The sequence below is a fragment of the Nonomuraea sp. AD125B genome, from assembly GCF_041402765.1.
Classification (GTDB): Bacteria; Actinomycetota; Actinomycetes; order Streptosporangiales; family Streptosporangiaceae; genus Nonomuraea; species Nonomuraea bangladeshensis.
In genome coordinates this window covers 189,775-213,399 of record NZ_JBGLOU010000006.1, presented here as the reverse complement: position 1 = coordinate 213,399, position 23,625 = coordinate 189,775, and the positions used below count along the sequence as shown (strand labels likewise).

The 23,625-nt window shown below is 73.7% G+C and carries 22 protein-coding genes; 10 read left to right on the top strand and 12 right to left on the bottom strand.

What is annotated here, in order from left to right:
• Positions 1 to 33 precede the first annotated feature (33 nt).
• The 3 genes from ACBR40_RS17915 to ACBR40_RS17905 form a co-directional block, all read right to left on the bottom strand.
• Complete coding sequence (locus ACBR40_RS17915) at positions 34 to 705, bottom strand: DsbA family protein (protein ID WP_371249449.1); 672 nt, start codon at positions 703 to 705, stop codon at positions 34 to 36.
• Between the two features lie 53 nt (positions 706 to 758).
• Positions 759 to 1,655, bottom strand: a complete 897-nt coding sequence (locus ACBR40_RS17910) for a hypothetical protein (RefSeq protein ID WP_344212117.1) — start codon at positions 1,653 to 1,655, stop codon at positions 759 to 761.
• Positions 1,656 to 1,720: 65 nt separating this feature from the next.
• Positions 1,721 to 2,473 carry a carbon monoxide dehydrogenase subunit G gene (locus tag ACBR40_RS17905; protein ID WP_371249448.1) on the bottom strand — a complete coding sequence of 251 codons (753 nt, stop codon included), beginning with the start codon at positions 2,471 to 2,473 and terminating at the stop codon, positions 1,721 to 1,723.
• A gap of 111 nt (positions 2,474 to 2,584) precedes the next feature.
• Here ACBR40_RS17905 and ACBR40_RS17900 point away from each other — a divergent pair, with 111 nt between their 5' ends.
• The 3 genes from ACBR40_RS17900 to cydB all read left to right on the top strand — a co-directional run bounded on the left by ACBR40_RS17900 (position 2,585) and on the right by cydB (position 5,895).
• Entirely contained in the window at positions 2,585 to 3,448 is an 864-nt protein-coding gene (locus tag ACBR40_RS17900) for a polysaccharide deacetylase family protein (protein ID WP_371249447.1), read from the top strand.
• Positions 3,449 to 3,652: 204 nt separating this feature from the next.
• Positions 3,653 to 4,999, top strand: coding sequence for a cytochrome ubiquinol oxidase subunit I (locus tag ACBR40_RS17895; RefSeq protein WP_371249446.1), 1,347 nt, complete (start codon positions 3,653 to 3,655; stop codon positions 4,997 to 4,999).
• Between the two features lie 17 nt (positions 5,000 to 5,016).
• Positions 5,017 to 5,895, top strand: coding sequence for a cytochrome d ubiquinol oxidase subunit II (cydB, locus tag ACBR40_RS17890; protein WP_364444498.1), 879 nt, complete (start codon positions 5,017 to 5,019; stop codon positions 5,893 to 5,895).
• Between the two features lie 8 nt (positions 5,896 to 5,903).
• Here cydB and ACBR40_RS17885 read toward each other — a convergent pair whose 3' ends face one another.
• The 9 genes from ACBR40_RS17885 to ACBR40_RS17845 all read right to left on the bottom strand — a co-directional run bounded on the left by ACBR40_RS17885 (position 5,904) and on the right by ACBR40_RS17845 (position 14,984).
• On the bottom strand, positions 5,904 to 6,335 hold the full coding sequence (locus ACBR40_RS17885) for a hypothetical protein (protein ID WP_371249445.1): 432 nt from the start codon (positions 6,333 to 6,335) through the stop codon (positions 5,904 to 5,906).
• Positions 6,336 to 6,388: 53 nt separating this feature from the next.
• Entirely contained in the window at positions 6,389 to 6,817 is a 429-nt protein-coding gene (locus ACBR40_RS17880) for a hypothetical protein (protein WP_344212129.1), read from the bottom strand.
• Between the two features lie 32 nt (positions 6,818 to 6,849).
• On the bottom strand, positions 6,850 to 7,866 hold the full coding sequence (locus tag ACBR40_RS17875; RefSeq protein WP_371249444.1) for a leucine-rich repeat domain-containing protein: 1,017 nt from the start codon (positions 7,864 to 7,866) through the stop codon (positions 6,850 to 6,852).
• 10 nt (positions 7,867 to 7,876) lie between these two features.
• Complete coding sequence (gene cutA / locus ACBR40_RS17870) at positions 7,877 to 10,228, bottom strand: aerobic carbon-monoxide dehydrogenase large subunit (RefSeq protein WP_364444489.1); 2,352 nt, start codon at positions 10,226 to 10,228, stop codon at positions 7,877 to 7,879.
• Positions 10,225 to 10,701: a (2Fe-2S)-binding protein gene (locus tag ACBR40_RS17865; protein ID WP_344212135.1), complete on the bottom strand. Its 477-nt coding sequence runs from the start codon at positions 10,699 to 10,701 to the stop codon at positions 10,225 to 10,227. The genes cutA and ACBR40_RS17865 overlap by 4 nt, the downstream gene beginning before the upstream one ends.
• Positions 10,691 to 11,530 carry a xanthine dehydrogenase family protein subunit M gene (locus tag ACBR40_RS17860; RefSeq protein ID WP_371249443.1) on the bottom strand — a complete coding sequence of 280 codons (840 nt, stop codon included), beginning with the start codon at positions 11,528 to 11,530 and terminating at the stop codon, positions 10,691 to 10,693. The genes ACBR40_RS17865 and ACBR40_RS17860 overlap by 11 nt, the downstream gene beginning before the upstream one ends.
• Entirely contained in the window at positions 11,527 to 12,948 is a 1,422-nt protein-coding gene (locus ACBR40_RS17855) for a solute carrier family 23 protein (protein ID WP_344212139.1), read from the bottom strand. The genes ACBR40_RS17860 and ACBR40_RS17855 overlap by 4 nt, the downstream gene beginning before the upstream one ends.
• Before the next feature lie 139 nt (positions 12,949 to 13,087).
• Positions 13,088 to 13,297, bottom strand: a complete 210-nt coding sequence (locus ACBR40_RS17850) for an RNA-binding S4 domain-containing protein (RefSeq protein ID WP_020540721.1) — start codon at positions 13,295 to 13,297, stop codon at positions 13,088 to 13,090.
• A gap of 10 nt (positions 13,298 to 13,307) precedes the next feature.
• On the bottom strand, positions 13,308 to 14,984 hold the full coding sequence (locus tag ACBR40_RS17845; protein WP_344212155.1) for a PucR family transcriptional regulator ligand-binding domain-containing protein: 1,677 nt from the start codon (positions 14,982 to 14,984) through the stop codon (positions 13,308 to 13,310).
• A gap of 131 nt (positions 14,985 to 15,115) precedes the next feature.
• Here ACBR40_RS17845 and ACBR40_RS17840 point away from each other — a divergent pair, with 131 nt between their 5' ends.
• The 7 genes from ACBR40_RS17840 to ACBR40_RS17810 all read left to right on the top strand — a co-directional run bounded on the left by ACBR40_RS17840 (position 15,116) and on the right by ACBR40_RS17810 (position 23,607).
• On the top strand, positions 15,116 to 16,000 hold the full coding sequence (locus ACBR40_RS17840) for a DUF2877 domain-containing protein (protein WP_371249442.1): 885 nt from the start codon (positions 15,116 to 15,118) through the stop codon (positions 15,998 to 16,000).
• The gene (locus ACBR40_RS17835) at positions 15,997 to 17,346 is read left to right on the top strand and encodes an FdrA family protein (protein WP_344212159.1); all 1,350 of its coding nucleotides are present in this window, start codon (positions 15,997 to 15,999) and stop codon (positions 17,344 to 17,346) included. The genes ACBR40_RS17840 and ACBR40_RS17835 overlap by 4 nt, the downstream gene beginning before the upstream one ends.
• Positions 17,343 to 18,743: a DUF1116 domain-containing protein gene (locus tag ACBR40_RS17830; protein WP_371249441.1), complete on the top strand. Its 1,401-nt coding sequence runs from the start codon at positions 17,343 to 17,345 to the stop codon at positions 18,741 to 18,743. The genes ACBR40_RS17835 and ACBR40_RS17830 overlap by 4 nt, the downstream gene beginning before the upstream one ends.
• A gap of 144 nt (positions 18,744 to 18,887) precedes the next feature.
• On the top strand, positions 18,888 to 20,924 hold the full coding sequence (locus ACBR40_RS17825; RefSeq protein ID WP_371249440.1) for a protein kinase: 2,037 nt from the start codon (positions 18,888 to 18,890) through the stop codon (positions 20,922 to 20,924).
• A gap of 46 nt (positions 20,925 to 20,970) precedes the next feature.
• Positions 20,971 to 21,543 (top strand): TetR/AcrR family transcriptional regulator, encoded by a 573-nt coding sequence (locus ACBR40_RS17820; protein WP_371249439.1) that lies wholly within the window; start codon positions 20,971 to 20,973, stop codon positions 21,541 to 21,543.
• 52 nt (positions 21,544 to 21,595) lie between these two features.
• The gene (locus tag ACBR40_RS17815; RefSeq protein ID WP_371249438.1) at positions 21,596 to 22,798 is read left to right on the top strand and encodes a Cmx/CmrA family chloramphenicol efflux MFS transporter; all 1,203 of its coding nucleotides are present in this window, start codon (positions 21,596 to 21,598) and stop codon (positions 22,796 to 22,798) included.
• Positions 22,795 to 23,607 (top strand): MOSC domain-containing protein, encoded by an 813-nt coding sequence (locus tag ACBR40_RS17810; RefSeq protein WP_371249437.1) that lies wholly within the window; start codon positions 22,795 to 22,797, stop codon positions 23,605 to 23,607. The genes ACBR40_RS17815 and ACBR40_RS17810 overlap by 4 nt, the downstream gene beginning before the upstream one ends.
• Positions 23,608 to 23,625: the final 18 nt, after the last annotated feature.

Genomic DNA, 23,625 nt, shown 5'->3' with positions numbered 1-23,625 from the left:
CAAGCCCGCCGTCTCAGACGGCCTCAGACGGCCTCAGACGGCGCAGTAGCCGTCGTCGTCGCAGCCCTCCGCGGGCGCGGCCAGCTGCATGATCGGCTGCTGTCCGGTGCGCTCGGCCATCTCGTCGATGGCCGCGTCGAACGCCTCCTGCGGCTGCGCGCCCGACACCGCGAACTTGCCCTCGAACAGGAACAGCGGCACGCCCGTGATGCCGAGCGACCGCGCCCGCGCGATCTGCTCGCGTACCTGCTCGGCGCCTTCCCCGGTGTCCTCGACGCCGGTCTCCGCGGCCAGCTCGGCGAGCACCGCGGGGTCGGCCACGTTGCGGCCCTCGGCGAAGTGCGCGCGGAACAGCCGCTCGGCCATCTCGCCGCCGCGGCCCTGCCGGGTGGCCAGCTCGATGAGGCGGTGCGCCTCGAACGTGTTCGCGCTCACGCCCTTGTCGTAGTCCATGGCCAGGCCGTCGGCGGCGGCCACGCCGGCCACCCGCTGCACCATCTGGGAGGCGTTCGGCCCGAACTTGCGCTCCAGCATCGGGATCATCGGCTCGCCCTCGTGCGAGGCGTCCGGATCGAGCTGGAACGGGCGCATCGTCACCTCGATCGTGCCGCCCCTGGCCCGGAACCGCTCGGCCGACTTGAGGAACCTGGCATGCCCGATGTAACACCAGGGACACGCGACATCGGAGAATATTTCCACCTTCACGCCAGGGGACAACCCCGGCGGCCCGCGACCGATTCCTGCCCGCCGGCGGGGCGTCAGCCGGCGGCCAGCTCCTCCAGCCGGTACGGCAGGTACGCCGAGTCGTCCACCAGCGCCGACACCCCCCGCCACCAGCCGAACCACTCGCCGCTGCGCCACATCCAGTCGACCCGCTCGATGGCCGCCACCACGTCGCCGACCGTCTCCCAGGTCTCGCCGAGCTGGTCGCGAGTGGCCCCGTGACGCAGCGCCCAGGCGCGCAGGATGCCGGAGGCCCGCGCGGGGACCTCGCGGGCGTACGGGTCGGGGTGCTCGCCGGGCAGCCGGTGCGGCCCGAGCCCGGCCGCCACGCCCCAGCTCCACTGGGCCTCGGCCGGACGGGAGTAGCGCAGGGACTGGAAGTCCAGGTTGGAGCCCAGCTCCTCGTCGGCCCGCCGGGTGACGACCGCGTCGAGCCGGCCGCCGGCGTCGAAGTGCACGACGAGCCGCTGCCCCGGCCGGACGCCCGGCGGCAGCGCGAAGCGGTCCTCCGCCTGCCAGGAGTTGAGGTCGACCTGGGCGACCGGCGCGCCCCAGAGCTGGTCGGCGGCGTCGTCGGCGATCCAGGCGGCGAGCATCTCCAGCGCGGTCAGGTCGGTCCACGGCTCGATCGCCACGGCCGTGCGGATCACCTCGTCGGGCGGCGGCAGCTTGCCGCCCCGGGCGCGGGTCCACCAGGCGGCGCCCAGCTCGCGGGTGCCGACCAGCAGCGCGGCGAGGGCGGCCAGCTCGGCCGAGCGCCGGGTCAGCGCGGCGCCGAGTGCCAGATCGAGCGCGCGGCCGGTGCGCTCGTCCCCCAGCACCGGACGCACGTCGGCGATCAGGGTCCGGGCGGACGGCCGCTCCTCGCCCAGCAGGTCACGTACGATTCTCCTGGCTTCGGTCCGTGCGTCTTCAGCGTGTTCCTGCCGCATATCGCCACGTTACGCCGGGAGATCCTTTTCCGCGAGAGGCCGTGGCCCTCCCGGAGAGCGATCTCTCAGGGGCGGGAGCGGCGGCCTGACCTGGCGAGCAGCCAGCCCACCGCGACGCCCGCGAGCGCCACGCCCGCGCCCGTACCGAAGGAGGCGAGCATCACCCACGGACGGGTGGTGGTGTGGGCGGCGCCGGGCTTGGGCGGCCGCTCGTAGACGGCCCCGGCCCGTGGAACCCCGGCCGCCGTCTCGGCCGGAGCCGTCTCGGCGAGCACGGGGGCGGGGGCGAAGGCGGAGGCGGGCGCTTCGGCGGAGGCTGGGGCTCCGGCGGAGGCTGCGGCTTCTGCGGGGACGGGGGCTGCGGCTCCGGCGGGAGCTGGGCAGAGGTGCTGTTCGACGGCCGAGAAGAACTCCCCCGCCGTCCGCTTGGCCACCGAGCCGAGCATGCGCTGCCCGACCCCGCCGATCATCCCGCCGATCACCGCCTCGGCGTCGTAGTCCACGCGGGTGCCGCCCGCGCCGTCCGCCTCGCTCAGCCGGAGCTGTACGGTCGCCTCCACGGTGCCGGGCGCGCCCTGCCCCCGCGCCCTGAGCGTGAAGCCCTCGCCCGGCACGGGCTCGGTCAGCACGACCTCCCCCTGGTAGACGCCCTTGATCGAGGCCACCCCCGCGTTGACCGTCATCCGGTACGCCCCGGGCCCGGTCTCCTCCAGCCGTTCGCAGCCGGGGATGGTGCGTACCAGCACCGCCGGGTCCTGGAGCGCCGCCCACAGTCGTTCCTTCTGCACGCCGATCACGGCGCTGCCCGCCACTCGCATGCCGCCACTCTAGGCAGCGCGGGCCCGCCGGATAAGGGCAACACCTGCCAGACGGCGGCGGTGTCGCACCGACAAGGGTGGTCCTCCGGAGAGATGGCAGGATGGTCCCTCGTGCGTCCAAGATCCCCGTTAGAAGCGCTCAGGCCCGCCTGCGTCGCGCTCGCGCTGCTGGCCGCCGCCTGCGCGCCGGGCGGCGACGCCACGCCCGACCAAGCCGGGCCCTCCGCGGCGCCGACGGGATCCGCGCCGCGCTCGTCCACCCCGCCCCGCCCGCAGGGCCCGCCGGGGGCGCTCCCCCGGCCGGGCGAGGTGCGCCCCCTCCGCACCGGCGCGCTCCCCCCGGTGATCAGCTCGATCCCCACCAAGCGCAAGGTCGTCTTCCTCACCATCGACGACGGCTGGGAGCAGGACCCGGGCCTCGTCCGCCAGGTACGCGACCAGCGCATCCCCCTCACCGTCTTCGCGATGCGCGACGCGGTGGAGGCGAAGGGCACCCCCGACCAGTCGGGCGGCCAGGCCCGCTACGTCGGCGCCGGCAAGTGGGACTACTTCCGCGAGCTGCGCGAGGCGGGCTCCCCCGTCGAGAACCACACCCTCACCCACCCCGACCTGCGCACCCTCCCCTACGCCGCCCAGCGCCGCGAGCTGTGCGGCGCTTCCCGGCTGATCGGGAAGGAGCTGGGAGCCCGCCCGACCCTGTTCCGCCCGCCGTACGGCTCCTACAACACCGACACCCTGCGGGCCGCGAAGAGCTGCGGCATGTCCGCCGTGCTCCTCTGGACCGCCACCGTCCAGCCCGGCGGCAAGATCGCCTACCAGGTGCCCGACAAGCAGCTGCGCCCGGGCGACATCCTCCTGCTGCACTTCCGCCCCAACCTGGCGCGCGACTTCCGCGTCCTGGTGAAGAAGATCAAGCGCCGTGGCTACGAGCTCGGCAACCTCCAGGCCTACCTGGACGCCACTTTGGCCCGCTGACTCCAGGGTCCGCCGGGCGGGGTACCCCGGAATCAGCCCGGCGGGTGACGCCCCGGGCCGCCCTTCGGCGGCATTCTCGATACCCGGCAACCAGCACGTACGTAAGCGGATGTGACCAACGTCGCATCGCGTTGCTCTACGGCCTGTAGTACTACTAAGAGTAGATGTACTACAGCTTGTAGAGCTCAGGAGTCGACGGGGAAGATGGACGCACTTGACCTGGCACGGTGGCAGTTCGGGGTCACCACCGTGTACCACTTTCTGTTCGTGCCCCTGACCATCGGTCTGGGGATCTTCGTGGCCGGGCTGCAGACCGCCTGGCACCGCACCGGCAAAGAGCACTACCTGAAGCTCACGAAGTTCTTCGGCAAGCTGTTCCTGATCAACTTCGCCATGGGCGTGGTCACGGGCATCGTGCAGGAGTTCCAGTTCGGGATGAACTGGAGCGAGTACTCCACCTTCGTCGGCGACGTCTTCGGGGCGCCGCTGGCGATGGAGGCGCTGCTGGCCTTCTTCATGGAGTCCACGTTCCTGGGCCTGTGGATCTTCGGCTGGGACCGGCTGCCGAAGAAGGTGCACCTGGCCTGCATCTGGGCCGCGGCCATCGGCTCCAACCTGTCGGCGTACTTCATCCTGGCCGCCAACGCCTGGATGAAGCACCCGGTCGGGTACGAGGTCGTGGACGGCAAGGCCCGCATGACCGACCTGTGGGCGGTGCTGACCAACTCCACGGCGCTCGCCCAGGTCCCGCACGTGGTCGGGGCGGCGTTCATCGTGGCGGGCGGGTTCGTGCTGGCCGTGTGCGGCTACTGGATGCTGCGGCGCAACGCGCCCATGTGGCGCAGCGCGGCGCGCGGCGCGCTGGTCATGACGGCGATCGCGGGGGCGGTCGTGGCCGGCACGGGCGACATGTCGGGCAAGCTGCTGTACGAGCAGCAGCCCATGAAGCTGGCCGCCGCCGAAGGTCTCCGGCACGACACCGCGGGTGCCGGGTTCAGCATCGTCCCCGGCATCGAGATCCCCCACGTCCTCAGCTTCCTCGCCACCAACGACCCCAACGCCACCGTCCAGGGCACCGAGGACCTGCAGCGCCGCTTCGAGCAGCAGTTCGGCCCCGGCGACTACCGCCCGGACCGGACCGTCGTCTTCTGGTCGTTCCGCCTGATGATCGGCTTCGGGATGGCCACCGTGGGCCTGTCGGTGCTCGGGCTCTGGCTGACCCGCCGCCGGCGCGAGTTCCCCCGGTGGCTGTCGCGGGCGCTGGTCGCGGCCCTGCCGCTGCCGCTGCTCGCGGTGATCGCCGGCTGGCTGCTGAGCGAGATCGGCCGCCAGCCGTGGACGGTGGCCGGCGAGCTGCTGACCGCCGCCAGCGTCTCCCCCGGCGTGTCCCTGGCCGAGGTGGCGATCTCGCTCGCCGTCTTCACCCTCCTGTACGGCGCGCTCGCCGTGGCCGAGGCCGTGCTGCTGACCCGGCACGTACGCGAGGGCGTCCCCGAGCCCCAGCCCGCCCCCCTGGCCGAGCAGCGGCGCGAGCCGTCGCTCATGTACTGAGCAGAGGCACACCGACCATGATCGATCTCTGGTTCGTCATCATCGCCTTCCTCTGGACGGGTTACTTCGTGCTGGAGGGCTTCGACTTCGGCGTCGGCCTGCTGGCGCCCCTCCTCAGCAGGAACGACGCCGAGCAGCGGCAGAGCCTGCAGACCATCGGCCCCGTGTGGGACGGCAACGAGGTGTGGCTGATCACCGCGGTGGGCGCGATGTTCGCCGCGTTCCCCGCCTGGTACTCGGGGGTGTTCAGCGCGTTCTACCTCCAGGTCACGCTGATCCTGGTGGGGCTGATCCTGCGTGGCGTGGGCCTGGAGTGGCGCGGCAAGGTGCGCAACCCGGCCTGGTGCGACATGGCGGTCATGGTGGGCAGCGGGCTGCCGGCGTTCCTGTGGGGCGCGGTCTTCGCCGACCTGCTGTTCGGCAGCCCGGTCGCGGCGGTGCTGGGCGGCGCGTTCACGCTGGCCGTGTGCGTCCTGCACGGCGCGGTGTTCCTGGCGCTCAGGACCACCGGCCCGATCCGCCACCGGGCCCGCCTCGCCGCCATGGCGGCCGGCGCCGCGGTCATCCCGGTCGCCGTGCTCGCGCTGTCCAACCTGGGGACGTTCCCCGCCCTCGCCGCGATGGCGGCGCTCGCCGCGGCGGCGGCGCTGATCTGGCGGCGCAGGGAGGGCTGGGCGTTCACGGCCACGGCCGCCGCCATCGTGCTGTCCACGCTCGCGGTCTTCATGGAGCTGCGGGTGCGGCCGCTGCCGGGGCTGACCCTGGCGGAGGCGGCCTCCGGGGCGTACACGCTGACGATGCTGAGCTGGATCGGGCTGATCGCGCTCCCGTTCGTCCTGGTCTACCAGGGCTGGACGTACTACGTGTTCAGGAAGCGGGTCCGCGTGGCCGCCTGAAAGGCGGCTCAGCCGACCACCTTCATCTGCTTCGTGCGGTGGTCGGTCAGGTGGAGGTCACCGCCGAGGCGTTCGCGCAGCAGGTCGAGCACCTGGCGGCCGGACAGCACCGTCCACAGGTTGCCGACCAGGTGCGGGTTGTACTCGGGTGCGGCGTCCATCCAGGCGTCCTTGCCCGCCTGGGACGCGAACGTGGTCACGAAGAACTCGCCGTCGGGGGTCCGGCAGTACCCCGTACGGAGTTCGGCGGCGTCGACCTGGATGCGCGGCTTGCAGCCGACCTTGGCGGCGAGCTGCTCGACGGAGGGCGGGGCGGCGCCGGCCCGGCCGCCCGCGCCGGCCGGGCCGGAAGGACCGCCGCCGCTCCCGCTGCCCTGGGAGCAGGCGGCGGCCAGCCCGGCCAGCAGCACGACGGCCGCCAGACGTGGAAATGTCGTCATGTGCGGAGGTACGCAGCCCTTCCGGCTCCGGTTCGGCCCCATACCGGTTCGGGCTACTTCGGGGACGGCGTCTGCGAGACCCGGTGGTCCATGAGATGCAGGTCCCCGCTGAGCGGGGACTTGAGCTGCTCCAGCACCTCCAGCGGGCCGAGCACGGTCCAGCGCGGGCCGACCAGGTGCGGGTTGTACTCCGGCGCCTGGTCCATCCACTGGTCCTTCAGCTTCTCGGACTTGAAGGTGTTGACGAAGAACTCGCCGGCCTCGGTCTTGCAGTGGCCGGTGCGGATCTCCTCGCTGTCGACCTGCATCTTCGGCGTGCAGCCCACCTTGGCGGAGAGCTGTTCGACGGAGAGCGGGGTGGCGTTCGCCTGTTGCTGGTCGTTGCCCGCTGCGACGTAGCCGCCCCAGCCCCCCGAGGAGGAGCATCCGGCGACCAGTCCGGCCAGCAGCGCGAAAGCGGCCAGACGTGGAAATGTCGTCATGTGCGGAGGTACGCAGGGACGCGGGGTCCGGTTCAGCGCAGCACGACGCAGCCGCGCCCTTCGAGCACCCGCAGCACCTCGGGGTCGCCGTCGAGTTTGTTCCAGCGCAGGTCCAGCTTCTCCAGCGCGGTCAGCCCGGCGAGACCGTCGGGCAGCTCCCGCAGCCGGTTGGCCCGCAGGTCGAGATGGGTGAGGCGGGGCGGCAGGGCGTCCGGCAGCGCGCGGAGGTGGTTGCCGCGCAGGTCGAGCACGCGCAGCTCCGCGCAGCCGGCGAGGGCCGCGGGCAGGCGGGTGAGCCGGTTGCCCCGCAGGTGCAGCTCGCGCAGCCTGCTCAGCCGGCCGAACGACTCCGGCAGCGCCTCCAGCCGGTTGTTGTAGAGGCGCAGCTCGACCAGCGCGGCCATGTCGCCGAGCGCGTCGGGGAGGCGGGTCAGCCGGTTGTCGGTGAGGTTGAGGTAGGCGAGCCGGTCCAGCCGTCCGAGGGCCGCCGGCACCTCCGTAAAGGCGTTGTCGCTGAGGTAGAGGTAGTCGGTGAGCGGCAGGTCGCCGAGCTCGGGCGGGATCGTGGTGAGGCGGTTGTGGCCGAGGTCCAGCATGCGCAGCCGGGTCAGGCCGCCGACGGCCGCGGGGAGGTCCGTCAGGGCGTTCTCGGCCAGGTTGAGCGAGCGCAGCCCGGTCAGCTTCCACAGGGCGGCGGGGACGTCGGTCAGGCCGTTGGCGCCGGCGGCCAGGTGGCGGAGAGTGGGCGGCAGGCGGTCCGGGAGCTCGCGGACGCGGTTGCCGTACAGGAAGAGCGTCTCCAGGCCCGGCGGGCAGGAGGGGAAGGCCGTGAGCCGGTTGCCGTCCAGGTGCAGCGCCCGCAGCGCGCCGAGCCCGGACAGGTCGGGCAGGGCGGTGAGGGCGTTGCCGTCGAGCCGCAGCTCCTCCAGCGCCGCGAGCCCGCCCACCCGGTCGGGCACCTCGGCGAGGTCGTTCCACGCCAGATCGACCACCCGGACGTCGTCCGGCACCTCGGGGAACACGGTCAGCCCGGAGGCAGGCGCACGCATGCCGCCGATCTTACGTGCCGCGCAGATGGAACAGGTCGGAGGGAGAGATGGGCATCCGGTCGATGGGGAAGCCCTCGGCGTCCTCGATCGCCGAGGCGATGACGGCGGAGACCGGGATCACGCCCGCCTCACCCGCGCCCTTGATGCCGAGCGGGTTGAGCGGCGACGGCGTCTCCAGGTGGGCGGTCTCGACGTGCGGCACCTCGGTGGCGTACGGCATGAGGAAGTCCATGAAGGAGGCGTTGAGCAGCTGCCCGTGCGGGTCGTAGACCATCCGCTCGTAGAGCGCGCCCCCGATGCCCTGCGCCACTCCCCCGTGGATCTGCCCCTCCACGATCATGGGGTTGATGAGTCGCCCGCAGTCGTGCACCACGGCGTAGCGCAGCACGCGGATCTCGGCCGTGTCGGGGTCGGTCTCGACGACGGCGGCGTGCATCCCGGCCGCGAACGTGGAGCGGATCGGCGAGTAGTAGTCGCGCCCCTCCAGCCCCGGCTCCTCGCCCTCGGCCACCGGCGGCCGGTCGGGCGCGGCGGCACCCGCGAACTGGGTGGCCTTGGCGGTCTCCTCGTCGAAGGCGTAGCGCAGCGGGTTGGCCAGCACGGCGACCGTGGACAGGGGGACGGCCGCGTGCGGCGCCCCTGCCACGTGCACGATCCCGTCGGTGATCTCCAGGTCGGCGGGGTCGGCCTCCAGCGCGTCGGCGGCGATGCGCAGCGCCTTCTCGCGCACCTTGCGGCAGGCGAGCGCGATGGCGTTGCCGCTGACGACGGCGGCGCGGGAGGCGAAGGTGCCGACCGCGTAGCCGAACCTGCGGGTGTCGCCGGTGACCACGCTGATCCGCTCGATGGGCACGCCCAGCTCGGTCGCGGCGATCTGGGCGAAGGCCGTCTCGTGGCCCTGCCCCTGGGAGGTGAGCCCAGTCGAGACGTGCACCCGCCCGTCGGAGGTGATCTGCACGTGCCCGCCCTCGTACGGCCCCACGCCCGTGCCCTCGACGTAGCAGCCGATGCCGATGCCGCGCCCCGGCACGCGCTCGAAGGAGTCCCAGCCGATGAGCTCCTTCAGCAGGCGCAGCATCTCGGGGTAATCACCGCTGTCGTAGATGAGCGGCCGGCCGTCCTGGAAGGTCATCCCCTGGTCGTACGGGAACTCGCCGGGCCCGATGAAGTTGGCCGCGCGCACCTCGGTGCGGTCGCGCCCCAGGTGGCGGGCGATCTTGTCCATGGTGCGCTCCATGCAGAACACGCCCTGCGGGCGGCCCGCCCCCCGGTACGGCGTGACCTGCACGGTGTTGGTGTAGACGGAGCTGAACTCGACCCGGTACGCCCCGATCTTGTAGGGACCGAGCAGCTGCGTCGAGGTGACGATCGGGACGATGATCCCGTAGGGGGTGTAGGCCCCGTGGTCGTGCAGGATCGTCACGTCCAGGCCGAGCACGCGCCCGTCGTCGTCGAACCCGACGCGCACGTACTGCACCTGCCCGCGTTCGTGCGCCGAGGAGATGAAGTGCTCCCTGCGGTCCTCGGTCCACTTGACCTCGCGGCCGAGCGTCATCGCCGCCCACGGCACCAGGATCTCCTCCGGCCACGGGTGCACGATCTTGACGCCGAAGCCGCCGCCGACGTCCGGCGCGATGACCTCGACCTGCGGCAGCGGCAGGCCGAGCGCGGCGGCGACCGCCATGCGCACGCTGGTGGAGGTCTGGGTGCTGGAGTGGACGCGCAGGTCGCGGCCGTCCCAGCGGGCGTGGACGCCCCGGCCCTCCAGCGGCATGCTGGCGCTGCGCTCGATGTCGAGCCGGAAGGCGAGCGTGTGCGGCGCGGTCTCGATGGCCTCGCGGGCGCCGCGCCCGTCCGCGCCGGGCACCTCCTGGACCAGGTGCGCGCCGACGTTGCCGGGCACGTCCTCGTGGACGAGCGCCGCCCCCTGCACCGCCTCCTCCAGGCCGACGACCGGCTTCAGCACCTCGTAGTCGACCTCGATGAGCGCGCAGGCGTCCTCGGCGGCGTAGCGGTCGGCGGCCACCACCATGACCACCGGCTCGCCCACGTGCCTGACGACGTCCCTGGCCAGCGGGTACGCGGTCCGGCCGTGGGTGAGCGCCGGGTGCGGGATGAGCAGCGGCAGCGGCCGGCCGACCCGTTCGGGCAGGTCCTCCCACGTGTAAATGGCGACCAGGCCCTCGACGTCGAGCGCCGGGCCGACGTCGATGTCACGGATGCGGGCGTGCGCGTGCGGGGCGCGGACGAACGCGGCGGCGAGCGCGTCGGGGCCGAGGTCGTCGAGGTAGCGGCCGCCCCCGGTCAGCAGCCGGGGGTCCTCGCGCCGCTGGACCGGCTCCCCGAACAGCTTCGTCGTCATGCTTCCTCCGCCAGCAGCTCGGCGGCCCGGTGGACGGCCTTGACGATGTTCTGGTAGCCGGTGCAGCGGCACAGGTTGCCGGAGATGCCCTCCAGCACCTCCTCCTCGGTGGGGGCGGGGTTCGCCTCCAGGAACGCGGTCACCGTGCACAGGAAGCCGGGGGTGCAGAAGCCGCACTGCAGGCCGTGGCACTCGGCGAAGGCCCGCTGCACCGGCGACAGCCCTCCCGGCCCGGCCAGCCCCTCGACAGTGGTGATCTCGCGGCCGTCCACGGTGACGGCGAACGTCAGGCACGAGCGCACCGGCTCGCCGTCGAGCAGCACCGTGCAGCAGCCGCAGACGCCGTGCTCGCAGCCGACGTGGGTGCCGGTCAGCCCGAGGTCGTGGCGCAGGCAGTCGGACAGCAGCCGCCTGGCCGGGACGCTCACCCGCCGGGCGGCGCCGTTCACCACGAGCGTGATCTCATGCTCCAAGGGTCTCCGCCTCCTGTGCGGCCTCGCGCAGGGCCCGCTCGGCCAGCACGCCCACGAGGTGGCGGCGGTAGGCGGCCGTGGCGTGGATGTCGTCGTCGGGTTCGGTCTCCTCCCGCACGGCACGCGCCGCCGCCGCCCAGTCGGGGGCGAGGGCGCTCACGTCCACCACGACGGGGACGGCGCCGACGCCGACGCAGGCCACCCGGGCGGCGCCGTCCGGGCTCACGACGGCGCACGCCCCGGCGAGCGCGTAGTCGCCGTGCCTGCGGGACACCTCGGCGAAGGCGCATCCCGCGCCCGGCGCGAGGTCGGGGAACCAGGCCGACACGGCCAGCTCGCCCGGCAGCACCGCCGACTCCATGGGGCCGGTGAAGAAGGCGGCGGCCGGGATGTCGCGCTGCACCACGGCCCCGTCGTGCCGGCGGGCCACCCGTACGGACCCGCCGAGCACCGCCAGCACGGCGGGCAGCTCGGCGGCCGGGTCGGCGTGGACGAGGCTGCCCACCACGGTGCCGCGGTTGCGGATCACCGGGTGGGCGACCAGTTTGAGCGCCCGGGTGAGCAGCGGGTGCGCGCCGGAGCGCTCGGCCTCGGCGTGCCGGGCCAGCGCCCCGACGCGTACGCCGCCGGGCTCGCGCCCGATGCCGCCGAGCCCGGCCACGCGGTTGACGTCCACGAGGTGCGCGGGCGCGACCAGGCGCATGTTGAGCATGGGGATGAGGCTCTGCCCGCCGGCCAGCACCTTGCCCTCCGCCCCGACCTCCGCGAGGGTGCGGAGCGCCGCGGCGAGGTCGCGCGGTGCGTGGTAGTCGAACGGCGGCGGCTTCACCCGGCCTCGTTCCCCGCCGGCGTGGCCGGTTGGAGCGGCCGCCCGGCGATGGCCCGCAGCAGGTGGTAGCCGCCGAGCACGACGATGGTGCCGAGCGCGATGCCCTCCAGGGTGAGGTCGCCGCCGACGAAGTGGCTGACCGGCCCGATGGCGAGGATGATGCCGGCGCCGGTCGGCACCATGTTGACGGGGTCGGCGAAGTCCACCCGGTTCTCGATCCAGATCTTGGCTCCGAGCAGTCCGATCATGCCGTAGAGGATGACGGTGACGCCGCCGAGCACGCCGCCCGGCGTGGCCGCGACGAGCTGGCCGAACTTGGGGCACAGCCCGAACAGGATCGCGATCACGGCGGCGATGTAGTAGGCGGCGGTCGAGTAGACCTTGGTGGCGGCCATGACGCCGATGTTCTCGGCGTAGGTGGTGGTGGGCGAGCCGCCGACCGCGCTGGCGACCACGGTGGCCACGCCGTCGGCGGCGACCGCGCGGCCGACGTAGGGGTCGACGTCCGTCCCGGTCATCTCGCCGACGGCCTTCACGTGCCCGACGTTCTCCGCGACGAGCGCGATGACCGCGGGCAGCACCAGCAGCACCGCCGAGAAGCGGAAGTCCGGCCCGTGGAAGCTCGGCAGTCCGAACCAGTCGGCCTTGGCGACGCTGTCGAAGCTCACCCGGTCGTGCGGGAAGGCCGTCGCCAGGCAGTACGGGCCCTCGGGGGCGCACGCGTTGCCGGCCGCGTCGCGCAGGTTGGCGCCGGGCAGCACGGAGGTGACCGGCCCGGCCAGGCGGTCCAGCACCCACGACAGCACGAACCCCGAGACCAGCCCGACCAGCACCCCGATCCGCCCGATGAAGCCCTTGAAGGCCACGATCACCACGAACGTGATGAGCATCGTGAGCAGCGCCACCCAGTGGTCCTGCGGCCAGTAGACGTCGGCGACCACGTAGGCGAGCCCGAACCCGATGAGCATGACCACCGCGCCGGTCACGACGGGCGGGAACACCCGGTGGATGATCTGCACGCCGAGGAAGTGGATGGCGACCCCGATGAGCGCCAGCACGAAGCCGACGACCAGGATCGCGCCGGTCACGACGGCGTCCGCGCCCGCCGTGTCGCCGCCGGCGACCGCGCGGATGGCGAGCACGCCGCCCACGAACGAGGCGCTGGTGCCGAGGTAGCTGGGCACCCTGCCCTTGACGATCAGCAGGAACAGGATCGTCGCCACGCCCGACATCATCACCGCGACGTTGGGGTCCAGCCCCATGACGAGGGGGAAGACGAACGTCGCGCCGAACATCGCGATCACGTGCTGCGCGCCGAACCCGACCATCCTGGGCCAGCTCAGCCGCTCGTCGGGCCTGACCACCTCGCCGGGCGCCAGATGCTTGCCGTCACCGTGTCTGGTCCATCCCCAAACCATGAGCGCCCCTTTTGCGCTGGGCCTTGCCGGCGACCCGTTTACCGTTGCGGGCACATTAGGCCCGCCCCGGTAGTCCTACACGGGCATGATCTGCCAAATCTGCCCGGCCCACCAGTGGGAACCTCGCGCACATGCCGATTCAGGCGACGTGAATGGAGAAACCGTCGCCGCTCACGACCTGGCCGGCCCGGATCTTGGCGGTCTTGCGCAGCTCCACCTCCCCGTCCACGAGGACCAGGCCCTCGGCGATGAGGTGCTTGGCCATGCCGCCGGTCTCGGTGACGCCGCAGTACTTCAGCAGGTCGCAGAGCGGGATGAAATCGGAGCGCAGTTCGAAGTCGAGGTCCACGGGGACAAGCCTAGATACCTCTCATGCGCAGGACGTGCAGGGCCAGCGTCAGGTTGAGCCGCAGGTGCGGGTCGTCGGTGAAGTTGCCCAGCATCCGCTCCAGCTTGCCGATGCGGTAGCGCAGCGTGTTGTAGTGGAAGTGCAGCCGGCGCGCGGTCTCGGCCACGTTGAGGTTGGTCTCCAGCAGCACGTGGAGGGTGCGGCGGAGGTCGGCGTTCTCGGCGTCGTCGTCGGCGGCCAGCGGGCCGAGCGTCTCGCGGACGAACGCGTGCAGCTCGTCGGTGTCGTTGACCAGCGACAGCAGCCGGTAGACGCCGAGCTGGTCGAAGTGGGCGACCGCGCCGGGGCCGTGGAGCTGGCGGCCGACGCGGGCCGCCTTGAGCGCCTGCGCGTACGCCTCGGGCAGCGCGTCCGCTCCCGGGCTCGGCCGGGAGGTGCCGGTGGAGAACGTCGCGGGCGGCAGGTCGGCGAAGGCCGCGGCGGCGTCCTTGGCCACCCGCGCCGCGTCGAGCCCGGCGTCGATCACCGCCACCACCTCGTGCGAGAACCCGGCCACCGCGCCGCGCGGGTCGTGCCGCCTGACGGCCGCCGTCCAGCAGGCGACGAGCCGGTCCTGGGCGCTGCGTTCGTCGCCTTCGGGGTCGAGCTCGGCCACGAGCACGGTCACCGGCCGCGACAGGTCCCATCCGAACGCCCGCGCGCGGCCGTTGACCCGTTCGGCCGTGCCGGCCCGGCCGGTGAGCACGTCGCGCAGGAAGTCGGCGCGGTATTTGCTCTCGACGGCGTTGACCGCCTCCTGCCGGGTGACGACGAGCGCGGCCACGGTGGCGGCCCGCTCCAGGATGCCGACGTCGCTGTCCCTGATCGCGGTCGAGGCGCTGTAGGCGACGATGCGGCCGTGGTGATGCCCGCCGGCCAGCACGGGCACCGAGGCGAACTCCCGGCCGCCGCGCCCCCCTGCCCCGGTCCTGGCGGCCCCGCCGGTTCCGGACTTCGCGGCCCCGCCGGTCCCGGCCCTCGCGGGCGCGCGGGCGGCCGTGGTGGGCGGCCCCTCGCGGGAGATCGACTCGCGCAGCGCGGCCACGTGCTCGGCCGGACCGGCGGTGGCCAGCACGGCACCGGCGCCGTCCACGACCGCCACCGACACGTCGAGGAGCTGCGCCACCTCGGCGGCCACCTCGCCCAGCCCGCCACCGGCCAGCACGACCTGCACCAGCGCGCGGTGCGCCTCCTCGGCGCGGGCCAGCACGGCGGCCTGCCGGTTGAGAATGTCGGTGAGCACCTGGTTCAGGATGTCGTCGAAGCCCACGTCGTTGGGCAGCAGGATGAGCGGGAAGCCGAGCCGGTCGGCCTGCTCCACCATGTCGCCCGGCAGCTCGTCGACATACCTGCCGAGCTTGATCGCCAGGGCGGCGAGGCCGCGCTCGTCGAGGTCGGCGACCAGCCGGCCGAGCGACTGCGGGGTGTTGCGCAGCGGGTAGCCGGTGGTGAGCAGCAGCTCGTGCGGCTTGACCCAGGCCAGGATGTCGGGGACCTCCATGACGTTGAGCCGCTGCACGATGCGGCCGAGCCCGCTCTCGCCCGCGATGAGCCTGGCCTCCGCGAGGGTCGACACGCCCAGCACCTCCCCGACGGAGACACCGTGAATGATGGTGCCGGTGCTGGCGAGACGGACTGGGGGCTCCATGGGGAGATTGTGACCCCCGGAACGGTCTGTCAGGAAGAGCCAACCTTCCCGCGCACTGTTGGCAAATTTCTCCGTACGGAGGGTTCGCCGGCCGTTCTACGGTCAGGTCCAAGGTCGGTCAGGGAGGTCCGTTGCCCGTCGGTGTCCATGTCAGCACGTCCGCGCGGCGCACCCGCGTCCGTGCCTCGGCTCACGTCCCGGGAGCGGCCAGCACCGCGGTCCGTCCGCTCCTGGAGGCGTCGCGGCGGCCCGCCCGGGTGCTCGCGGCGTTCCCCGCCGGGGTCTACCTGGAGGTGCGGACGGAGCTGGAGCCGACGGTGATCGCGGTTATCACCGGCGAGGCGGTCCGGCTCCCCAACTCCGTGCTGCTGGCCGGCGGGCTGCCCAGGGTCGAGGTGGGCGAGGAGGCGTGGGTGGGCGACCGGGGCGTGGACCTCGGGCCGCTGAGCCTGCGCGTCCGGCGCTGGTGGGATCCCGCGCCGCCGCTGGGGCAGGTGGACCTGGCGGGCCTGGAGGGGGCCGCCACGGTCCTCGCCCGGCCGGCGGAGCCCGCTCCCGGGCTGCCGGGCAACGGCGCGGTCGCCGCGCTCGCGGCGGCCTGCGGGCGCGGCTGGCTGCTGGGCATGGCGACGGCGGCCGAGCAACTGGTCGGGCTCGGGCCGGGGCTCACGCCGAGCGGTGACGACGTGCTGGCCGGGCTGCTGGTGACGCTGCGGCACCTCGGGACGGCGACGGGGGCGGAGCGGGCGGTGTGGCTGGCCGGCTGGCTGGCGGCGACCGTGACGTTCGACGCGCGCACCCGTACCACTCCCCTGTCGGCGACGCTCCTGCACTGCGCGGCCCGTGGCGAGGCGAGCCCGGAGGTGACGGCGGTGCTGCGCGGCGTCGCCGGCGCGCAGCCGCTCGAACCGGCGCTGCGGCGGCTGCGCCGGGTCGGCCACACCTCGGGGGCCGACCTCGCGCAGGGGATCGCGATCGGCGTGGACGCCGTGCTCTCACTCGGCGGGCGTCCGTGAGCGGGGAGGTCGTCCTCGTCCGCAAGGGCGCCTATCACGACTCGGTACGGCTCATGCGGGTGAGCAGGGCGCTGTCGGCGACGCCGGGCGTCGAGACGGCCATGGTCGCCATGGCGACGGAGCTGAACGTGGCGGTGCTCGGCGACCTCGGCTTCACCGTGCCGCCGGCCGGTCCCGGCGACCTGCTGATCGCCGTACGGGCCGACGACCCCGGCGCGGCCGTGGCGGAGGCGGACCGGCGGCTCGGCGAGCTCGAACGGCCCGGTGAGGCGGGGGCGGACGGGCAGCCGCCGCTGACGACCGGGTCGGCGATCCGCCGCGAGCCCGCCGGGCTGGCGGTCGTCTCGGTGCCGGGCGAGCACGCGTTCTGCGAGGCGTACGACGCGGTGGCGGCCGGGCTGCCGGTCATGATCTTCAGTGACGGCGTGCCGGTCGCGCTGGAGCGGCGGCTGAAGGAGCTGGCCGAGGAGCGGGACGTCCTGGTCATGGGCCCCGACTGCGGCACCGCCTCGATCGGCGGGGTGGGGCTCGGGTTCGCGAACGTGCTCGCGCCGGGGCCCGTCGGCGTGGTGGCGGCATCCGGCACCGGCGCGCAGCAGGTCACCTCGCTGCTCGACTGGGCGGGGGCGGGGGTCAGCCACATCCTGGGCGTGGGAGGCAGGGACCTGTCGGCCGAGGTCGGCGGCCTGTCCACGCTGCGCGCGCTGCGCCTGCTGGACGACGACCCGGCCACCGAGCTGATCGTGCTGATCTCGAAGCCGCCCGCGCCGGAGGTGGCGGGGGCGGTGGCGGAGGCCGTGGCGGGGCTGCGCACCCCGGTGATCAGCGCGTTGCTCGGGCGGGACGCCACCGACCTGACCGACACGGCCGAGGCCGCGCTGCGGGCGCTCGGCCGGCCGGTGCCGGAGTGGCCGTCCTGGCCCGGCCCGGTACGCGGCGGCGCGCGCAAGGCGCTCAAGGGCCTCTACTCCGGCGGGACGCTGAGCACGGAGGCCGCGCTGGTCGCCGGGCAGGGCGACTTCGTGGACTACGGCGACGACGCCTACACGCGGGGCCGCGCGCACCCGATGATCGACCCGGCGCTGCGCGTGGAGGCGCTGGCGCGGGCGGCGGAGACGGACGTGGTGCTCATGGACGTCGTCCTCGGCCACGCGGCCGACCCCGATCCCGCCGTGACGCTCGCTCCCGCCATCGCCCGTACGCCGGCCACCGTGGTCGTGGCGCTCGTCGGCACCCAGGGCGACCCGCAGGACCTGCACCGCCAGGCCGCGGCCCTGCGGGAGGCGGGCGCGGCCGTCTACCTCTCGAACGCCCAGGCCGCCCGGCACGCCAGGAGTCTCCTATGACCTTCCTGTCCGCCCCGTCCCGCGTCGTCACGACCGGGGCCGGTCTGCTCGACGAGTCCTTGGCCGCGCAGGCCGTGGCCACCACGCCCGTGGACTGGCGCCCGCCGCTGCCGGGCACCGCCGAGGCGCTGGTCAGGGTGCTGTCCGACCCGCGCAGGCAGGCCGCGAACGAGCTGGCCGCCCGCCGCCTGACGTCCGCCAGGCCGCATCTCGTGGGCGTCCGGCGTGCCTCGGAGGTGCTGGGCGAGGCGCTGGGGGGCGGCGCGTTCCTGCACGCGGGGCCGCCGATCACCTGGGAGCGGGCGTCAGGGCCGCTGCGCGGCGCGCTCATCGGCGCGATGCTGCTGGAGGGCCGGGCGGGCGACGAGCGCGACGCGGAGCGCGGGCTGGCGGCCGGCGAGGCGGCGCTGCGGCCCTGCCACGAGCACGGCGCGGTGGGGCCGATGGCGGGCGTGGTGAGCCCGTCGATGTGGATGTTCGAGGTGCGCGACGAGGAGCACGGCGGGCTCGCGTACTGCTCGCTGAACGAGGGCCTGGGCAAGGTCCTGCGGTACGGCGCGTACGGCCCCGAGGTGCTGGAGCGGCTGCGCTGGATGGACGAGGTGCTCGGCCCCGTGCTCGCCGCGGCGCTGGCCGCGACCGGGCCGCTCGACCTGCGCGCGCTCGTCGCGCAGGCGCTGCAGATGGGCGACGAGCTGCACAACCGCAACCGCGCGGCCACCTCGCTGCTGCTGCGCGAGCTGGCCCCGGCCGTGGTCGAGGCCGCGCCGGGCCGGGCGGCGGAGGTGCTGCGCTTCATGGGCGGCAACGACCACTTCTTCCTCAACGCGGGCATGGCCGCGGCCAAGGCCGCCACGGACGCCGCCCGCGACGTGCCCGGCTCGTCCATGGTCGTGGCGATGGCCCGCAACGGCACCGAGTTCGGGGTGCAGGTGTCGGGGCTCGGCGGGCGCTGGTTCACCGGCCCGGCGGGGGTGCCCGACGGGCTCTACCTCGGCTCGTACGGCCCCGACGACGCCAATCCCGACATCGGCGATTCCACGATCACCGAAACCGCGGGCCTCGGCGGTTTCGCGATGGCGGCCGCGCCCGCGATCGTGCGTTTCGTGGGCGGCGAGGTGGCCGACGCCGTACGGGCCACCCGCTCGATGTACGAGATCACGCTCGCCGAACATCCGGCGTACCAGATTCCCGGGCTCGGCTTCCGCGGCACGCCGGTCGGCGTCGACGTGGCCCTGGTGGCCAGGACGGGCGTGCTGCCGGTGGTCAACACCGGTATCGCGGGCCGCGTGGCGGGAACCGGGCAGGTCGGGGCGGGTCTGGTCGAACCACCCGCACAGGCGTTCGTGGCCGCTTTGCTGGCATTGGCCGCAGCGGTAAATGATCCAATTTCTTGAAATTCGCCATATCTGCACGTCAAGGGCGTTGTAACGACGTATCAGCTTCCCTTGCGCATTCGCCGCCGTTATCGTAACGAACCTCATAATCTGCAAGTAGCGTGATGAACGCACGTGACGGATGAGGGAGATGGGGGCGGGATCATGGCAGCCGACCGCTTGCTCGGCGGATCCGGCCAGGCAGGGGACGCCGTGAGCGGCGCCGCCCAGGGCCAGGGCCGGCTGGTCGGCCGGCGCTACCGCCTGATGTCCCCGGTCGGCAGGGGCGGCATGGGCATGGTGTGGCACGCCCACGACGTGCTGCTCGACCGGGACGTGGCGGTCAAGGAGCTCATGCTGCCCTACGGGCTCGACCAGGCGGGCAAGGAGCTCGCGCACCGGCGGATGCTGCGCGAGGCGAGATCGGCCGCCCGCCTGCAGCACCCCGGCATCGTGACCGTCCACGACGTGGTCGAGGAGGACGGGCGGCCCTGGATCGTCATGGAGCTGGTCCGCGCGTGGTCGCTGGAGCAGGCGGTGCGCCAGAGCGGGCCGCTGCCGGTGATCCAGGCGGCCGAGATCGCCATCCGGGTGCTCGACGCGCTCATGCACGCGCACGCCGCCGGCATCCTGCACCGCGACATCAAGCCCGGCAACGTGCTGCTGACCTCCGACCGCGTCGTGCTGACCGACTTCGGCATCGCGGCCATCGAGGGCGACGTGACGATCACCCAGACCGGGCTGCTCATGGGGTCGCCGGCGTACATCCCGCCGGAGCGGCTGTCGGGGCAGACGATCACGCAGGCGGCCGACCTGTGGTCGTTCGGCGCCACCCTGTACGCCGCCGTCGAGGGGCGGCCGCCGTACGAGGGTCCTGACCCGGTCGCGGTGCTCGGCCAGGTGCTCACCCAGCCCCCGATCACGCCGCAGCGCGCCGGCTCGCTCATGCCGGTGATCGAGGGCCTGCTGCGCAAGAACCCCGAGGAGCGGCTGACCGCCCCGCAGGTCGTCGAGATGCTGGAGGCGGTGCTGCGGGCGCACGGCTCGGTCCGGCCGCGCACGCCCGAGCCGCTGCCGAGCCCGGTGGAGCCGGTGCCCGCCGACCTGCTGCCGCCGCTGGACCCGCCGTCGGGGCCGATGCCCTCGCGGATCGTGGAGACGCCCTCGGGGCCGGTGCGGATCCCGTACGACCCGCTCACCAGCCCGTCGGGCGGGCACGCGATGCCGTACGACGGGCTGGGCTCGCCGTCCGGCAGTCACCGCACCGACCAGATCCCGCGCCCGCAGGGCTTCGGCGACCCCGCCTACCCCGGCGGGCCGCCCCCCGGCCTGTCCCCTGGGCTGAACAGGGAACCGGACGAGGACCTGATCGGCGGGTCCGGCCCGCATCCGCGCCCGATCCTGCCGCTGACCACGGACAGCCGCTCCGCCGGCCCGGCGGACACCCCGTGGCCGCTGGCCTCCCCCGACGACCTGCGCGAGCACTCGCGCGGCCTGACCGACGACCTGCGCCCCGGCCGCCTGACCCGGCTGCCCTCCGCCGCGCCGCGCACGGGCAGGAGCCGGCGGCGGACCGAGGACGACGACGGCCTGTGGATGCGCGACGGCCGGCCCACGCCGCTCACGATCGCGGGCTCCCTGGTGGTGGTGGGCGGCGCCATCGTCGCGGCCGTACTCGGCCTGTCGAGCGGCGGCTCCCCCACGCCGGTGGCCGGGCAGCCCGCCGCCACGGCCACCGCACGCACCCTGCAGAGCGAGCCGTCGGCGGCGCCCGACGGCTACCGGGAGCAGACGGCGGCCGGGTTCACGGTCGCGGTGCCCGAGGGCTGGAAGCTGGCGGCGGCGGGCGGCGTGGCGACGTTCACGGGGCCCAAGGACTCCGGCCTGCGCGCGGTGGTCGAGGACGCGAGCCCGGAGGCCGACGGCGGCCTGGCGGAGCTGAGCCACCGGGAGTCCGAGGGCGGGAAGGAGAGCTACATCCAGGTGCAGCTCCAGGGCGTGAACTACCGGGGCTGGAAGGCGGCCGACTGGGAGTACACGTACACGACCGCGGCCGGCGTCCCCATGCACGCGCTGACCCGGTACGTCACCGTGGACGACACCACCGCCTTCACGATCACCTTCGACGTGCCCGAGCTGAAGTGGGACGAGCAGGCCGACATGCGCAAGGTGTTCCTCAACACCTTCCGCCAGACCACCTGACCCCCGTTTTGCACTGACCGTTCCAGAACGTGCTAGCGTGGCCGCCATGGCACGACCGAGGACGTTCGACGAGGAGGCCGCCGTCGAGGCGGCGATGCGCGCGTTCTGGCGGGCGGGTTACGAGGCCACCTCGACGCAGGACCTCTGCGCGGCCACCGGGCTCGGGCGCAGCAGCGTCTACAACGCCTTCGCCGGCAAGCACGACCTGTTCCGCAGGGCGCTGCGCCGCTACATGGACCAGCGCGACGCCGCGCTCATCGAGCTGATGGACGGCGAGCTGCCGATCAGGGAGAAGGTGGCCACGGTGCTGGGCTGGGCGGTCGCGCCCGACCCCGACGACCCGGACGGCTGCCTCGTGGTCAACTCGATGATCGAGCTGGGGCCGCGCGACGCGGAGGTCGCCGAGATGCTGCGGCGCGACACCGAGCTGCGGGTGGGGATCATGCGCGCGGCGTTCGAGCACGCCAGGGCGCGGGGCGAGCTCGCGCCGGATAAGGACCCGCTGGAGCTCGCCAGGTTCGTGACCGCCACCGTCTCCGGGCTGCGCGTGCTGGGGCGCGGCGGGGCCGACCGGGCCGCGCTGGAATCCGTCGTGCGGACCGCGCTGGGCGTGCTCTGATTTTTTCGTGCCCGAATTTTGGACTGACCGATCTAAAAGAAGGGAGACCGCCATGCCCTTGGCGGTTTACGTACTGGGCCTGTCGATCTTCGCGCAGGGCACCTCGGAGCTGATGCTGGCCGGGCTGCTGCCCGAGCTGGCCGCCGACCTCGGGGTGTCCGTGCCGCGGGCCGGGCTGCTGATCTCGGCGTTCGCGATGGGGATGCTGGTGGGCGCCCCGGTGCTGGCCGTGGTGACGCTGCGCTGGCCCCGCCGTACGGCGTTGCTGACGTTCCTGGTGATCTTCGCGCTCTCCCACGTGGTCGGCGCGCTGACCAGCGACTACACCACCCTCTTCGTCACCAGGGTGGCCGGCGCGTTCGTGTACGCCGGGTTCTGGGCCGTGGCGGCGGGCACCGTCATCGGCCTCGTGCCCGCCGGGGCCCGCGGCCGGGCCATGAGCGTGCTCGCGGGCGGGCTGACCGTCGCGACCGTGCTCGGGCTGTCCCTGGGCACCGTGCTCGGGCAGCATCTCGGCTGGCGGGCGGCCTTCTGGGCGGTGGCCGCGATGACGCTGCTCGCGGGCGTGGGCGTGCTCACCACCATCCCGGGCGGCGGCGGGCGCGGTGACTCGGCGCCGCGGGTCGGGGCGGAGCTGCGCGCGCTGGTCAACCCCCGGCTCTGGCTCGCGTACGGCACCACCGCGCTCGCCACCGCCGCACTGCTGGCCACCTTCAGCTACCTGAGCGCGCTGCTCACCGTCACCACCGGGCTGGCCCCCGCCTGGGTGCCCGCCGTGCTGGCCGGATACGGACTCGGGGCGCTCGCCGGCATCACGGCCGGCGGCAGGACCGCCGACGCCCGGCCGTTCCCGACCCTGTTCGTCGGCGTCGCGGGCGTGATCATCGTCTCGGCGGCGCTGGCCCTGGCCGCCCCGGTCCCGGTGCTCGCCGTCGTGCTGGTGGTCCTGCTCGGCGGGTTCGGCTTCGCCACCAACCCGGCGCTCAACACCCGCGCCTTCGCGCTGGCTGAGGGCGCGCCGACGCTCGCCGCCGCGGGCAACGTCGCCGCCTTCAACGCCGGCATCACGATAGGCCCCTGGCTGGGCGGCCTGGTCATCGACGCGGGCCTCGGCTACCCGTCGGTCTCGTGGCTCGGCGCGGCGATCGGTCTCGCGGCCCTCGCCGCGGTCGCGCTGGCGGCGCGCCTGTCCCGCGGAGAGGCTTCCGCGACCCAGGACCAGGCCGTGCCCGGTGCGGTACGGTCAGCGATATGAGGCTGGCCAGCATCCACCGATACCCCATCAAATCGACTGCCGGGCACGACCTCACCGAGGCCGAGGTGCAGCCCTGGGGCCTGGCGGGCGACCGCCGCTACCTCATCATCGACGAGCGCGGCGACCTCCTCACCGCCCGCGACGAGCCCCGGCTGCTGTCCTGCGCGGCCCGGCTCGACGGCGACCGGCTCACCCTGACCGGGCCGCACGCCGATCCGTTCCCCGTGGTCCCCGACGGCACGCTGTCCACCGTGGACGTGTGGGGCACCCCGGTGGAGCTGACCGACTGCGGCGACGCTGCCGCGCGCTGGCTGTCGGAGCTGGCCGGCCGGCCGGTCCGGCTCAAGTGGCTCGACGACCCCACGCGCCGCCGCATCGACCCGCCGTACGGGAGGCCGGGCGACAGCGTGAGCCTGGCCGACGGCGCCCCGCTGCTGCTCACCACGACCGCCTCGCTGGCGCGGCTCGACGAGTGGGTCGCGGAGGGCGCGCTGGAGCGCGGCGAGGAGCCGCCCGCGCCCCTGTCCATGCGCCGCTTCCGGCCGAGCGTGGTCGTGGACGGCGCGACGGCCTTCGCCGAGGACGAGTGGAAGCGGCTCAGGATCGGCGACGTGGCCTTCCGGGTCACCAAGGGCTGCGACCGCTGCGTGCTCACGACCATCGACCCGGAGACCCACACGAAGGGCAAGGAGCCCATCCGCACGCTGTCCCGGCACCGCAAGTGGGACGGCAAGGTCTGGTTCGGCATCAACCTGATCCCGGACACGACCGGCAGGATCAAGGTGGGGGACGCCGTCACCGTCCTCTGAATGCTCCCGTTTTCCTGA

What these genes read in the sequence shown, in the direction of transcription:
- ACBR40_RS17910 (WP_344212117.1), bottom strand. Translation starts at nt 1,655, where the DNA reads ATGCGGCAGGAACACGCTGAAGACGCACGGACCGAAGCCAGGAGAATC.
- ACBR40_RS17905 (WP_371249448.1), bottom strand. Translation starts at nt 2,473, where the DNA reads ATGCGAGTGGCGGGCAGCGCCGTGATCGGCGTGCAGAAGGAACGACTG.
- ACBR40_RS17895 (WP_371249446.1), top strand. Translation starts at nt 3,653, where the DNA reads ATGGACGCACTTGACCTGGCACGGTGGCAGTTCGGGGTCACCACCGTG.
- cydB (WP_364444498.1), top strand. Translation starts at nt 5,017, where the DNA reads ATGATCGATCTCTGGTTCGTCATCATCGCCTTCCTCTGGACGGGTTAC.
- ACBR40_RS17885 (WP_371249445.1), bottom strand. Translation starts at nt 6,335, where the DNA reads ATGACGACATTTCCACGTCTGGCGGCCGTCGTGCTGCTGGCCGGGCTG.
- ACBR40_RS17880 (WP_344212129.1), bottom strand. Translation starts at nt 6,817, where the DNA reads ATGACGACATTTCCACGTCTGGCCGCTTTCGCGCTGCTGGCCGGACTG.
- ACBR40_RS17875 (WP_371249444.1), bottom strand. Translation starts at nt 7,866, where the DNA reads ATGCGTGCGCCTGCCTCCGGGCTGACCGTGTTCCCCGAGGTGCCGGAC.
- cutA (WP_364444489.1), bottom strand. Translation starts at nt 10,228, where the DNA reads ATGACGACGAAGCTGTTCGGGGAGCCGGTCCAGCGGCGCGAGGACCCC.
- ACBR40_RS17855 (WP_344212139.1), bottom strand. Translation starts at nt 12,948, where the DNA reads ATGGTTTGGGGATGGACCAGACACGGTGACGGCAAGCATCTGGCGCCC.
- ACBR40_RS17845 (WP_344212155.1), bottom strand. Translation starts at nt 14,984, where the DNA reads ATGGAGCCCCCAGTCCGTCTCGCCAGCACCGGCACCATCATTCACGGT.
- ACBR40_RS17830 (WP_371249441.1), top strand. Translation starts at nt 17,343, where the DNA reads ATGACCTTCCTGTCCGCCCCGTCCCGCGTCGTCACGACCGGGGCCGGT.
- ACBR40_RS17825 (WP_371249440.1), top strand. Translation starts at nt 18,888, where the DNA reads ATGGCAGCCGACCGCTTGCTCGGCGGATCCGGCCAGGCAGGGGACGCC.
- ACBR40_RS17820 (WP_371249439.1), top strand. Translation starts at nt 20,971, where the DNA reads ATGGCACGACCGAGGACGTTCGACGAGGAGGCCGCCGTCGAGGCGGCG.
- ACBR40_RS17815 (WP_371249438.1), top strand. Translation starts at nt 21,596, where the DNA reads ATGCCCTTGGCGGTTTACGTACTGGGCCTGTCGATCTTCGCGCAGGGC.
- ACBR40_RS17810 (WP_371249437.1), top strand. Translation starts at nt 22,795, where the DNA reads ATGAGGCTGGCCAGCATCCACCGATACCCCATCAAATCGACTGCCGGG.